Source organism: Sphingomonas mollis, from assembly GCF_016427505.1.
Lineage (GTDB): Bacteria > Pseudomonadota > Alphaproteobacteria > Sphingomonadales > Sphingomonadaceae > Sphingomonas > Sphingomonas mollis.
On the sequence record NZ_JAELXS010000005.1, the window covers coordinates 228,361 to 240,589 of the forward strand.

At 67.0% G+C, this 12,229-nt stretch carries 17 protein-coding genes; 11 read left to right on the top strand and 6 right to left on the bottom strand.

From position 1 onward, the window contains the following. From JAO74_RS10765 to JAO74_RS10790, 6 genes are all read right to left on the bottom strand, one after another. Positions 1-843, bottom strand: coding sequence for a lytic transglycosylase domain-containing protein (locus tag JAO74_RS10765; protein ID WP_199037765.1), 843 nt, complete (start codon positions 841-843; stop codon positions 1-3). Between the two features lie 66 nt (positions 844-909). Next, on the bottom strand, positions 910-1,224 hold the full coding sequence (locus tag JAO74_RS10770) for a flagellar protein FlgN (RefSeq protein ID WP_199037767.1): 315 nt from the start codon (positions 1,222-1,224) through the stop codon (positions 910-912). Then, positions 1,211-1,510, bottom strand: a complete 300-nt coding sequence (flgM, locus tag JAO74_RS10775; protein WP_199037769.1) for a flagellar biosynthesis anti-sigma factor FlgM — start codon at positions 1,508-1,510, stop codon at positions 1,211-1,213. The genes JAO74_RS10770 and flgM overlap by 14 nt, the downstream gene beginning before the upstream one ends. A gap of 81 nt (positions 1,511-1,591) precedes the next feature. Beyond that, positions 1,592-2,101 carry a flagella basal body P-ring formation protein FlgA gene (locus tag JAO74_RS10780; RefSeq protein WP_199037771.1) on the bottom strand — a complete coding sequence of 170 codons (510 nt, stop codon included), beginning with the start codon at positions 2,099-2,101 and terminating at the stop codon, positions 1,592-1,594. Then, on the bottom strand, positions 2,098-2,598 hold the full coding sequence (locus JAO74_RS10785; protein WP_233150886.1) for a flagellar motor protein MotB: 501 nt from the start codon (positions 2,596-2,598) through the stop codon (positions 2,098-2,100). The genes JAO74_RS10780 and JAO74_RS10785 overlap by 4 nt, the downstream gene beginning before the upstream one ends. After that, entirely contained in the window at positions 2,595-3,254 is a 660-nt protein-coding gene (locus tag JAO74_RS10790; protein ID WP_199037773.1) for a MotA/TolQ/ExbB proton channel family protein, read from the bottom strand. The genes JAO74_RS10785 and JAO74_RS10790 overlap by 4 nt, the downstream gene beginning before the upstream one ends. 332 nt (positions 3,255-3,586) lie before the next feature. Here JAO74_RS10790 and JAO74_RS10795 point away from each other — a divergent pair, with 332 nt between their 5' ends. The 11 genes from JAO74_RS10795 to JAO74_RS10845 are packed head-to-tail and all read left to right on the top strand — an operon-like array spanning position 3,587 to position 12,221. Beyond that, on the top strand, positions 3,587-3,928 hold the full coding sequence (locus tag JAO74_RS10795; RefSeq protein ID WP_056523805.1) for a flagellar basal body rod protein FlgB: 342 nt from the start codon (positions 3,587-3,589) through the stop codon (positions 3,926-3,928). A gap of 1 nt (position 3,929) precedes the next feature. Beyond that, positions 3,930-4,340, top strand: a complete 411-nt coding sequence (gene flgC / locus JAO74_RS10800) for a flagellar basal body rod protein FlgC (RefSeq protein ID WP_199037775.1) — start codon at positions 3,930-3,932, stop codon at positions 4,338-4,340. A gap of 2 nt (positions 4,341-4,342) precedes the next feature. Further along, positions 4,343-5,023 carry a flagellar hook assembly protein FlgD gene (locus tag JAO74_RS10805; protein WP_199037777.1) on the top strand — a complete coding sequence of 227 codons (681 nt, stop codon included), beginning with the start codon at positions 4,343-4,345 and terminating at the stop codon, positions 5,021-5,023. Positions 5,024-5,048: 25 nt separating this feature from the next. After that, positions 5,049-6,317, top strand: coding sequence for a flagellar hook protein FlgE (locus JAO74_RS10810; RefSeq protein ID WP_199037779.1), 1,269 nt, complete (start codon positions 5,049-5,051; stop codon positions 6,315-6,317). Positions 6,318-6,340: 23 nt separating this feature from the next. After that, entirely contained in the window at positions 6,341-7,087 is a 747-nt protein-coding gene (locus JAO74_RS10815; protein ID WP_199037781.1) for a flagellar basal body rod protein FlgF, read from the top strand. 11 nt (positions 7,088-7,098) lie between these two features. Further along, the gene (gene flgG, locus JAO74_RS10820) at positions 7,099-7,887 is read left to right on the top strand and encodes a flagellar basal-body rod protein FlgG (protein ID WP_056523791.1); all 789 of its coding nucleotides are present in this window, start codon (positions 7,099-7,101) and stop codon (positions 7,885-7,887) included. Then, positions 7,884-8,555 carry a flagellar basal body L-ring protein FlgH gene (locus tag JAO74_RS10825; RefSeq protein ID WP_332908783.1) on the top strand — a complete coding sequence of 224 codons (672 nt, stop codon included), beginning with the start codon at positions 7,884-7,886 and terminating at the stop codon, positions 8,553-8,555. Before flgG ends, JAO74_RS10825 begins: the two co-directional genes overlap by 4 nt. Next, positions 8,555-9,649, top strand: a complete 1,095-nt coding sequence (locus JAO74_RS10830; RefSeq protein ID WP_199037783.1) for a flagellar basal body P-ring protein FlgI — start codon at positions 8,555-8,557, stop codon at positions 9,647-9,649. Before JAO74_RS10825 ends, JAO74_RS10830 begins: the two co-directional genes overlap by 1 nt. Continuing rightward, complete coding sequence (locus tag JAO74_RS10835) at positions 9,646-9,969, top strand: rod-binding protein (protein ID WP_056523784.1); 324 nt, start codon at positions 9,646-9,648, stop codon at positions 9,967-9,969. The genes JAO74_RS10830 and JAO74_RS10835 overlap by 4 nt, the downstream gene beginning before the upstream one ends. Before the next feature lie 9 nt (positions 9,970-9,978). Next, positions 9,979-11,319 (top strand): flagellar hook-associated protein FlgK, encoded by a 1,341-nt coding sequence (gene flgK, locus JAO74_RS10840; protein ID WP_199037785.1) that lies wholly within the window; start codon positions 9,979-9,981, stop codon positions 11,317-11,319. Between the two features lie 5 nt (positions 11,320-11,324). Beyond that, complete coding sequence (locus tag JAO74_RS10845) at positions 11,325-12,221, top strand: flagellin N-terminal helical domain-containing protein (protein WP_199037787.1); 897 nt, start codon at positions 11,325-11,327, stop codon at positions 12,219-12,221. Positions 12,222-12,229 lie beyond the last annotated feature (8 nt).

A 12,229-nucleotide genomic window follows, 5' to 3' on the forward strand; every position in this document is an offset into this window, starting at 1 on the left:
TCAGCCACCCATCCGTGCGAGCATCAGGTACGCGAGCCGCGCGGTTTCAGGCGTCGGGCGCAGGACGCTCGCCTTTTCCGTCCCCAGCCGGCCGAGCGTCGAATTGGCCCAGGCGATCGCATCGGTGGCGCTCTGGTTGTTGCCGGTGATGACGGTAGTGTCGCCATCCAGCGCCAGCGCCTGTGCGGCGAACGACAGGTTCGCTGCCCGCGTCTCGGTCACGCTGTCGGCACCCTGCCCCAGCTTGGCGGCAAAGCGTTGATAGATCGCCGACAGCGACCGGGGCGATCCGTCGGCGTTGTTGAAGACGCCGGGATTGGCGCGTGCGGCACCGGGAAACAGCGCCGCACCGCTGGCGTCCGGGTTCGACTGCATCGCCGACAGGAATTTGGTGGCACCGCCCAGACCGAGAAAATGCGCCATATAGAGGTCGGTGCCGGTGGCATCGCGGCCTAGCCTGCCTTCCAATGCATCCTTGTTGTCGGAGGCGTGTTCGGCGGCCATCAGGCTGGCGGCGGCGGGATCGTCGCGCAGCGACAGGATCGCCTGGCGCGTGCCGGCATCGGCGACGGTGTAGCGGCCCGACCCGGTCTGGCCGATCGCATCGGCGGCCCAGCCGAGGCCGTGTTCGGCGCCGTGCTTCTTGACGACCGCCAGCCAGCTCGATTCGATGAATTGATAGAGGCCCGAGGCGGAGGACGAGCCGGCATGGGCGGCGGCGTTCAGCCCGCTTTCGACCTTGGCCTGCCCCATCAGATAGTCGAAGTCGACGCCCGTCCGGCTGGACGCATAGGCGATCGCGGACTGGACGCGGCGGGTGGCTGATGGATTGACTGCGGTCACGTTTGCTGGATCACCCCTGTTCTAAGGGATCATCAGCAAGGGCCGTGCCAGTTCAATCGAAACCCGTCAGGCAAAGGCCCCGCGCAGCATGGGCCGGTGGGCGGCAAAGGCATCGCCGGTCAGGGTTTGCAGGCGGCGGCGGGTATTTGCCGCCATCAGGTTGACGTAGATCCGGCAGGTCTCGTTCAGACGGCTCGCCTCATCGGCCAGCTCGCGCACGTCGGGGCCGGCCGGGCCGGTGCCGGCGGCGGCGATCGCGTCGATCCCCGACAGCTTGTCCGCCGTCGCGCGTTCCAGCGCGCGGACGTCGTTCGCCTTCAACGCGGCGATTTCCGCATGGAGCGCGTCGATCACCGATACCAGGGCATCACGCCTTGTCATTGGCATTCCAGTCCAGTTTCAGGGCGATCAACCGATCCGCGATCGTGGAGGGAACGAGCGGGAACGTACCCTTGGCGATCGCCGCCTTGATCGCGGCGACGCGTTCCACATCCACCGGTGGCGACGAGGCCAGCGCCTTGGCCAGCGCGGGCGAGCGGGCGGCGGCCACATCGGTGGCCGACGCGGCAAGGCGCGGTTCCGTCGCCGCGGCGCGCACCTGCGCCATCGTCGTCGACGGTATGGCGCGTGTCGCGCTTCCCGTAGTTGTCCTGCCTATCGCGTCCATTACGCCCGTACCTTCCGGTTCCTGACAGCGGAGGAAACGGCCGGATGCGCGATGGCTTTAGCATTTTGTTGAGAGAATGATTCATTGCCAGCCGGGCAGGGTCGCGCGGCCGGCGGCGACGGCCACCGCCTGCACCGGCGCGGTGGCGCCATCGACCCGCACGCCGAAGCGGGCGCCGGGGGCGGCATCGGCGATCGCCACGCCGTCGCGGCTGATCGCGAAGCCGTTCGACCCCGCCTCGATCGTCACCGCATCGCCGCGACGGATCACCGGTTCCGCCTTGGCGACCGGGACCGGCCGCGGCGTGGCGGGCGCCGCGCCGGCGGCGACAGCGGGCGCGCGGCGGACGGGAACGAACAGCCGCCAGTCGGGGCCGGAACAGGCGACGACGACCGCATCATGCGCCTCGCTGCGCCATGACAACGCCACCGTCGGGCAGGTGCGCAGCCGCAGGCGGGCATCGATGCCGGCCTGCGCCCCGCCTTCCTCTCCCGTCGCATGACCGGCAAAGGCAGCGACGGCACGGTCGAGCGCGGCGATATCCTGGAAACCGGCGGTCGCGGCGGCGGCGAGAAGGAATAGCGGGATCATGGTCGGGTCCTTGGCGGCTCACCGGCAAAGGCGAGCGTGACGGTGACGGCCGGCGGGCCGGCGGTGGTGGCGATCAGCACGCGGGCGGGTGCGATCGGCGCGATGACGGCGGCGACGGCGCGGGCGCGATCGGTGGCGAGGAGGGTGGCCGAACCGGTGACGGGATCGACATCACCCGCCTGCCCCGCCGCGCCGGTGACGGTCAGCGTGACGCGGGGATCGGCCAGTTGCGTACGTGCCCAGCCGGCGAGCGTAGCCGGATCGTGCGGCAGGGCGGCCGATCGTGGCGCGAACCCGTCGATCCGCGTCGCGGCGACCGCCATCGGCGCATCGACCACCGGACCGGCGAAACCGGTACGCAGCGACCGGGCGAGCGAGGCGGGCTCGATCCGGCTCGACTGGAGCAGGACGAAGAACCCGACCAACAACAGCGCCAGATCGGCCAGCGTCACCAGCCACAGCGGCCGTGCCGGTGGTGCGTCGGGCCATTCGGTCATGCGACGCTCTGCAACGGATGGCCATGCGGCAGGCGTGGGGTCTCGCGTTCGGCGAGCGCGACCAGCGGTGCGTCGAGCCGCACCCGCTCCAGCGCCTCCGCCCGACCGGCGGCGCGCAGGCGGGCGGCGATGGGGGCGAGGATGAAATTCGCCAGCAACGCACCGTAGAGCGTCGCCAGCAGGGCGACCGCCATACCGGCGCCGATCGCGGCGGTGTTCTCCATATCGGCGAACATGCGGGCGAGGCCGATCAGCGTGCCGACCATGCCCATCGCGGGTGCGGCCTCGGCGGCGGCGGCCCACATCTCGGCGACGGCGATGTGGCGTTCGATGCGGTTGCCACGGCTGGCGCGAATGATCGCCTCCACCTCGACCGCCGTCGACCCATCGACGATCGCGACAACCGCCAGCGCGATGTCGGGATCGGTGATGACGGTGCGGTCGAGCGCATGCACGCCGTGCCGTTGCGCGATGCGCGACAAGGCAGCGACCTGACGCAACAGCGGTTCGGCCGAAAAGCGGCGACGGCGCAGCACGACCAGCGCGCATATCCCGCGCACCACATCGCGAAGGGGCGTGCGGAGGATGGTGGCGATCAGCGTCCCGCCGACGACGACGGCGAGCGCGACCGGATCGTAGAGTGTGGCGACCTGCATACCGCCATTGCATGCAAGCGGCGGGCCAGTTGCGAACTGGCGAACTGAATTTATCCGCTGCTCGACTTATGCCGTCATCCCCACGCACGCGGGAATCCATACGGGCCGACGTCGCAACGTGATCCGCTACGGTAGAGTTTATGGATACCCGCCTTCGCGGGAATGACGGTTGCAATGCGTGGAGAGGAGCGACAGCGGTTGCCGTTGCCCGGCAAACCGTTGCCGGATGCGTTGCCGACCGGCTGCCGCCCCTCCCCTCCCACCCCTTGCGATAAAACTGGCACGGCCATTGCTTAGTCACGGTTGCGTCAATCGGGACGCGGGAGGCCGGCATGGCAGGTGATACGCTTTTCGGGGTTCATGGCGCGGCGCTGGAAGTGCGCTCGCAGCGCATGGGTGTCCTTGCCTCGAACATCGCGAATGCGTCGACTCCCGGCTTCAAGGCGCGCGACGTCGATTTCAAATCGGCGCTGGCATCGCTGGAAGGCGGTCAGGACGGCATCGACGCCGCGACGAAATACCGCGTGCCGATGCAGACGTCGATGGATGGCAACACCGTCGAACTGTCGTCCGAGCAGACCGCGTTCGCCGAGAACGCCGTGCAGTACCAGACGACCCTGTCGTTCCTGAACGGGCGGATCAGCCAGATCACCCGCGCGCTGAAGGGGGATTGAGATGGCCGGTTCACCGATGACGATCTTTCAGGTCGCGGGCCGCGCGATGAGCGCGCAGCTCGTCCGCATGAACACCACCGCCTCGAACCTCGCCAATGCCGGCGACGTCGCCGGCTCCGCCGAGGCGGCGTACAAGACGATGAAGCCGGTGTTCCGCACCAGCTTCGATCACGCCAGCGGGATGGCGACCGTCGATGTCGAGCGCGTCGTGACCGCCGGTGGCGAGCCGACCAAACGCTACGACCCCAGCAATCCGATGGCGGACAAGGACGGCAACATCTTCGAGGCCGCCGTCGACGAGACGCGCGAGCTGGTCGACATGATGGAAACCGCCCGTGGATACCAGAACAACGTCGAGGTGATGCAGACCGCCAAGTCGCTCATCATCGACACCCTCAAGCTCGGGCGCTGACGATGGCCGCTGCATCCTTCGATTCCACGCTCACCAATCTGGGCATCACCCGCACCTCCACCTCGAAGGTGGCGTCGGCGAGCGCCTCGACCTCGCTCAACCAGTCCGACTTCCTGACGCTGATGACCGCGCAGATGAAGAACCAGGACCCGTTCAACCCGGTCGACAACACCCAGATGGTCGCACAGATGGCGCAGTTCTCGTCGCTCGCCGGGATATCGGAGATGTCGACGACGCTGAAGGCGATCTCCGACAAGCTGGGCGCGACCACCGCATCCGATGCGATGGGTTATATCGGCAAGACGGTGCTGACCCCCGGCACCACCGCCTATGGCCGCAGCGGCGGTGGCCTGACCGGCGCGATCGAACTGGGCGGCGCGGCCAGCGGCACGACGGTGACGATCAGCGACGAGAACGGGCAGGTGCTGAACCAGCTCGATCTCGGCAAGCAGGCGCAGGGCACCGTGACTTACGACTGGGACGGCAAGACCACCACCGGCGCGGATGCCGGCACCGGGCCGTTCAAGGTCGCCGTCAACGCGCAGAACAGCGGCAAGACAGTGGCCGCCACCAACCTGGTCTGGGCGCCCGTCGCCTCCGTCTCGACCACCACCGGCAGCGCGGTGCTGACGTTGCCGGGCATCGGCGACGTTCCCGTCAGCGCCGTCCGCCAGATCGGCTGATCCCCCCTTTTCTCCGGAGACCCCCATGTCCTTCTACACCTCGCTTTCCGGCCTTCAGGCCTCGCAGACCGAAATGGCGACGATCAGCCACAATCTGGCGAACGTCGCGACCAACGGCTTCAAGAAGAGCCGCACCGAATTCGCCGACGTGATCGCGTCATCCGTCTCGCTCAACCCCGCGCAACAGGTTGGGTCGGGTACGGTCGTGAAGGCCAACCGGCAGCAGTTCGGCAACGGCAATTACGTGCAGTCGGCCAACACGCTGGACCTTGCGGTATCGGGTGACGGGTTCTTCGTCGTGAAGCCCGATGTGGACGGCGCACGCGTCAATTTCACGCGCAACGGCGGCTTCCTGGTCAACAGCGAACGCTATGTCGTGGATTCGCAAGGGTCGCACCTGCAGGTCTATCCGGTGGACGGATCGGGTTCGGTCGTCGCCACCGGCACCGACGCGGCGCGCAGCCTGCAATTGCCGGAGACGAGCGGCACCGCGGTCCCGACCAAGAACGTCACGATGTCGCTGAACCTGAACGCCAACGCCGCCATCCCGACGGCGACGAAGTTCGATCGCTTCGATCCGACCAGCTACAACCAGTCGTCGCAGACCACGATCTACGACACTAGCGGCAACGCGCTGACGCTGACCAACTATTTCACGCGCGCCACGACGCCGACCAGCAGCACCGACGATTCGACCTGGACCGTCCATAGCTTCGTCGGCGACAAGCAGTTGACGAGCGGCGGAGCGGACAAGGTGACGCTGACGTTCAACCCGTCGGGCGCGCTGACGTCGCCGCTGGGCAACATCAGCTACGACGAGTTCTCGACCGCCGGATCGACCGCCACGCAGCAATTCTCGTTCCAGTACGGCGTCGACACCACGCAGCTGTCGCAGCCGTTCAACGTCACCGCGCGCGGACAGGACGGCAAGGCCGTGGGTCAGATCCAGGGCGTGTCGATCGACGAGAAGGGCATCGTGAAGGCCAGCTTCTCGAACGGCGATACGCAGGCGCTGGGTCAGGTGATGCTCGCCAATTTCTCCAATCCGGAAGGGTTGCGCCAGTTGGGCAACAGCTATTGGCAGGCGACCGGCATCTCCGGCGACGCCAAGCTGGGCTCGGCCGCCAGCAACGGCTTCGGCAGCCTGATGTCGGGCACGATCGAACGGTCGAACGTGGACATCACCGAGGAACTGGTCGGCCTGATCGCGGCGCAGCGCAATTTTCAGGCGAATGCCAAGGCACTGGATACCGCCAGCCAGATTTCGCAGACCATCTTCAACATCCGTAGCTGATCCGAAGGCGACGGGAGCACCGCATGGACAAGCTGATCTACACCGCCGCGACGGGCCTGCGGGCGCACATGGCGTCACAGGCGGCGATCGCGAACAACATGGCGAACGCGTCGACCACCGGCTTCCGCGCCGATCGCGTCGTGTTCGACCGGATCGAGCTGAAAGGTGGCGGCAGCACGATCGAGGCGCGCTCGCCGACGTCGGAAGAAGTGACCGACGCCGATCGGACGGAGGGCGCGATCCAGCAGACCGGCAGGCCGCTCGACGTCGCGATGACCGGCGATACCTGGCTGGCGGTGCAGGCGGCGGACGGCAGCGAGGCCTATACCCGGCGCGGCGATCTGGAGGTGGCGCCGTCGGGCGTGCTCCAGACCGGCGACGGGCATATCGTAATGGGTGAATCCGGGCCGATCACGCTGCCGCCGGCCAGTTCGATCAGCATCTCCGCCGACGGTTCGATCTCGATCGTGCCGCAGGGGGGCGATGCCACGCCGCAGATCGTCGATCGGCTGAAACTGGCGTCGACCAGGGGGTCGGACACGGTGAAGGGCCTCGACAACCTGCTCCGCGTGCGGGGTGGCGGCACGCTGCCGGCCAATCTGGACGGGACGGTCACCGGCGGGGCGCTGGAGGGATCGAACGTCAACATGACGCAGGCGCTGGTCGACATGATCGAGAACCAGCGCAGCTACGAAGTGACGGCCAACATGATGAAGTCGGCCAAGGACATGGACGAAAGCGGTGCATCGCTGATGCGCCTGCCGAGCTGAGGGATTAGCCAATGACCACCGCCGCCATGCATATCGCGCGCACCGGGCTCGACGCCCAGGACATGCGCATGCGCGTCATCTCGAACAACCTCGCGAACGTGAACACGACGGGGTATAAAAAGGACCGGGCGGCGTTCGAGACGCTGTCCTATCAGGTCGTGACGGCGCCGGGTGCGCAGTCGACGTCCGAAACCAAATACGCGACCGGCCTGAATCTGGGCACGGGCGTCCGCATTCAGGGCACCGCGCGGATCGATACGCAGGGGTCGATGCAGCAGACGGGCAACAGCCTCGACCTAGCGATGGACGGCGACGGGTATTTCCAGGTGCAGTTGCCCGGCGGCCAGCTCGGCTATACCCGCGCCGGCAACTTCTCACGCTCCGCCGAGGGGCTGCTGGTGACGGCGGAGGGGTATCAGGTGATGCCGGGCATCACCGTCCCCGAAGGCACGACCGCGATCACGATCGGTAACGACGGCACCGTGTCGGCGACGGTGCCGGGACAGACCGAGGCGAGCCAGCTGGGCCAGATCCAGGTCGCGAATTTTTCGAACACCGCCGGCTTGCAGTCGAAGGGCGACAATTACCTGCTGGAAACCGCGGCATCGGGTGCGGCGAATGTCGGCGTTCCCGGCGTCGACGGTCGCGGTACGGTGCGGCAGGGGATGCTGGAGGCGTCGAACGTCAACGTCGTCGAGGAACTGGTCGACATGATCGAAACGCAGCGCGCATATGAGGTCAACTCGAAGATGATCTCGGCCACCGACGACATGCTCAAATATGTGAACCAGAACCTGTGAGACACGTCGCGCTTCTGATCGTCGCGGCCCTGATCGCGACACCGGCGGAGGCTGGGCTGTTTGGCAAGAAGAAGCCGGCGGAGGATTTCTCGGCCGCGCATCCGCTGGCCCCCGCAACGATGCCGATCGCGGCGACGGGATCGATCTTCGCCGCCAGCGACGGCTATGCCGCGTTGTACGAAGGCTGGCGCGCGCGCCGGGTTGGCGATCCGCTCACGATCGTGCTGGTCGAGCGCACCGCCGCGTCGAAGTCCGCCGGGTCGAAGCTCGACTCGCAAGGTAATCTGAGCATCACGCCACCGAGCGCTGGGCCGTTCAAGCTGTTCAGCAAGGCCGAAGCGTCCGCCAGCGGCAATCGCGGTTTCGACGGCAAGGGGTCGGCCGATCAGGCCAATTCGCTGTCGGGCGAGGTCTCGGTAACGGTCGCGGCGGTCTATCCCAACGGCACGATGCTGGTGCAGGGACAGAAGCGCGTGACGCTCAATCGCGGCGACGAGTTCGTGCAGATCAAGGGCATCGTACGGACCGCCGATGTCGATCTGAACAACCGTGTCCCGTCAACCCGCGTCGCCGATGCCCAGATCGCCTATACCGGCAAGGGCGATGTGGCGCGTGCCGGCCGGCAGGGCTGGCTGTCGCGGTTCTTCTCCGTCGTGAGTCCGTTCTGATGATCCGGCTTCTCCTCGCCAGCCTCGTCGCGCTGTTCCTCGCCGTTCCCGCCTCGGCCGACCGGATCAAGGATCTGGGCGGATTTCAGGGTATCCGGTCGAACCAGCTGACAGGATACGGCGTCGTCGTCGGCCTGCCGGGCACGGGCGACGATAACCTCGAATACACGGTGCAGAGCCTGAAGGCGGTCACGTCGCGCTTCGGGTTCCAGCTGCCGCCGGGGGCCAATCCGGGCATGAAGAACGCGGCGGTGGTGATGATCACCGCCGACCTGCCGCCTTTCGCCAAGCCCGGCCAGCGGCTGGACATCACCGTGGCGTCGATGGGCAAGGCCAAGTCCTTGCGCGGTGGCAGCCTGATCCTGACCCCGCTGCTGGGCGCGGACGGCCAGATCTATGCGATGGCGCAGGGCAATCTGGCGGTCGGCGGACTGGGTGCCGAGGGCGCGGACGGATCGAAGATCGTCGTCAACGTCCCCTCGACCGGCCGTATTCCCGAAGGTGCCACCGTCGAACGCGCGGTCGCGACCGGGTTCGACACCGCGCCGACCCTGACGTTCAATCTGGCGCGCGCTGATTTCACCACCGCGCAGAATGTCGCGGGCGTCATCAACCGGACGCTGGGCGCCGGATCGGCGCAGGCGATCGATGCGGTATCGGTCGCAGTGCGCGCGCCGGAAGGTGCGAACGTGCGATCGACGCTGATGTCGACGATCGAGAATCTCGACGTCGTCTCCGCCGAACCGTCCGCCCGCGTCATCGTCAACGCGCGCACCGGCACCGTCGTCATCAGCTCGGCGGTGCGTGTCGGCCCAGCGGCGGTGACGCACGGCAAGCTGACGGTGCGGATCGACGAGAACCAGCGGATCAGCCAGCCGGCACCGCTGTCCGGCGGCCAGACCGCGGTCGAGCAACGATCGAACGTGTCGGTCGAGGAAGAGAAGAAGCCGATGTTCCTGTTCGCCCCCGGTCCGAAGCTGGCCGATGTCGTCAACGCGGTGAACGCGATCGGGGCCAGCCCCGCCGACCTCGTCGCGATCCTGGAAGCGCTGAAGGAAGCCGGCAGCCTGAAGGCGGAGTTGATCGTGCTATGACCGACCTTCCCGGCCTTCCCGCCGCCGTATCGTCCACCACCGGCATCGGCACCGACAACAGCCGGCTGAAGAGCAAGGCCAACCTGGAACAGGCGGGCGCGCAGTTCGAGGCGGTGTTCACCGGCATGATGCTGAAATCGATGCGCGCGGCCAAGCTGGCCGACCCGCTGTTCGATTCGAAGGCGCTCGATACGTTCCGCGACATGCAGGACCAGAAGACGGTGGCGGCGATGGCCCAGCACACGCCGCTGGGTATCGGCAAGGCGATGACGGCCTTCCTCTCGCGATCGCAAGGTGATCTTAACGACTCCCGGCAATAATTGCCGGGCATGAGCGACCTTCTGTCCATCGGCGCTTCCGGCGTCCGCGCGTATCAGACCGCGCTGTCCGTCGTCGGCGAGAACGTCGCCAATGTCGGCGCGACCGGCTATACGCGGCGCAGCGTCCGGCTGAGCGAGATGGCGGCGGGCACCGGCGCGGTCGAGATCAACGGCGCCGGCAACGGCGTGCTGCTGACCGGCGTGACGCGGGCCAGCGACGTCTATGCCAGTGCCGCGGTCCGCACGGCGAGTGCCGACCTGTCGCGGACCGAAAGCGGCGCGACATGGCTGGACCGGATCGAAAAGGCGCTGACCGGCAATCAGTTGACCGGACGCGTCACCCGTTTCTTTGCCTCCTCGACCAGTCTCGCCGCCGAACCCGACTCGAGTGCGTTGCGCACCGGGATGCTAGGGGCGGCGCAGTCCGCCGCGACTGCCTTCACCGCCACCGGGGCGGCGTTCGACCAAATCGCGACCGATCTCGACACGACCGCGCGGCAGGCGACGACCAGCCTGAATTCGCTTGGGGTCGCGCTCGTCCGCATCAACGACGGTCTCGGCCGGACGACGCCCGGCACCACCGCCTCCGCCCAACTGATCGACCAGCGCGACCAGATCCTCGACCAGATGAGCGCGATCGTCGATGTCGGCGTCAGTTTCGATGCGCTCGGCCGATCGACGGTGAAGCTGGGCGGTGCCGCCGGCCAGACATTCGTCGATGCCGACATCGCTGGTCGCGTCGCCTATTCGCGCAATAACGAAGGCGCGGTGGTGCTTGCGCTGTCCTATGGCGGCGAGCGGATGATGGTCAGCCCCAATGGCGGCGCATTGGCCGGGATCGTCGACGGCGCGCTGAGGATCGCGCAGGCCCGTGACAGCATCGAATCGGTCGCCAGGGATTTCGTCACGCAGGTCAACGCCAACCAGTTGGCCGGCGACGATCAGAAGGGCGCACCCGGCACCGCGATGTTCGCGACCGGCACCCGCCCCACCGAGATCACCGTCGCGATGACCGAGGGCAGCCAGATCGCCGCCGCCAGTCGCGGTGGCGGTGCGCGCGATTCGAGTAATCTCGCCAAACTGGAACAGGTGCGGCTGGGTCGTGGTTACGAGGCGTCGCTGACGTCGACGATCACGCAGAACGCGACCGCGTACGAGCAGAAGAAGATCATAGCCAATGCGCAAAATGCGATCCGCGACGGGGCGACCAGCGCGTTGAGCAGCGCGACAGGCGTAAATCTGGACACCGAGGCGGTCGAGCTGATGCGGTTCCAGCAGGCGTATCAGGCATCCAGCCGCGTGATCCAGATCGCGCGCGACACGCTGCAAACCATATTGGACATCAGGTAGGCGCCATGCAGATTTCAACCTCGTCGTTTTACGACAACACGTCGAAGCGCCTGTCGGCGATGTCGAGCCGCGCATCCACGTTGCAGACCGAGATCGCGACCGGCAAACGCTTCCAGACGCCCAGCGAAGCGCCCGCGACGTCGCAGCAGATCGCCGAGTTGAACCGCAAGGATGCCGATGCCGCCGTTTATGGCGGTAACCTGACGCTGGCGGGATCGCTGCTCGATCAGGCGGACGGCGTGCTCGGCCAGATCGGCACGCAGTTGCAGCGTGCGCTTGAGCTGACGACGCAGGCGGCCAACGGCACGCAGACCCCTGCGACCCGCAAGATTCTGGGCACCGAACTGGCGTCGATCGTCGATGCCGTCGCCGGCCTTGCCAATATCCGCAACGTCCGCGGCCAGCCGCTGTTCGGGACGCCCGACGGCGTGCCGGCGGTGACGAAGAACGCCGATGGCAGCTTCGCCTATGCCACGATCAATGTGTCCGAGGTGCCGATCGCCGATGGCCAGACCGTGCAGGCGACCGAGGGTGCATCGCGCATCTTCAAGCTGGACGGCGGCAAGGACACGCTGAAGATCCTGAGCGATCTGGCCGCCGCATTGCAGGCCGACGGATCGACCGGCAAATCCGCGAGCGACGCGCTCGACGACCTGAACGCCGGCATCGAACAGGTGACGGTGGTGCAGGCGTCGGTCGGCGCGCGGTCCGCCCGCGTCGAATTGCAGCAGACGCTGCTCGCCACTGCCGATACCGACCGAGCCGCACTGCGATCGAAGCTGGAGGATACCGACGTGACGTCGGCAGTGATCGAATTGCAGCAGATGATGACCGCCCTGTCGGCGACCCAATCCAGCTTCAGCAAATTGTCGTCGCTGTCGCTGTTCGATTATCTGCGCTGAACCGCTTA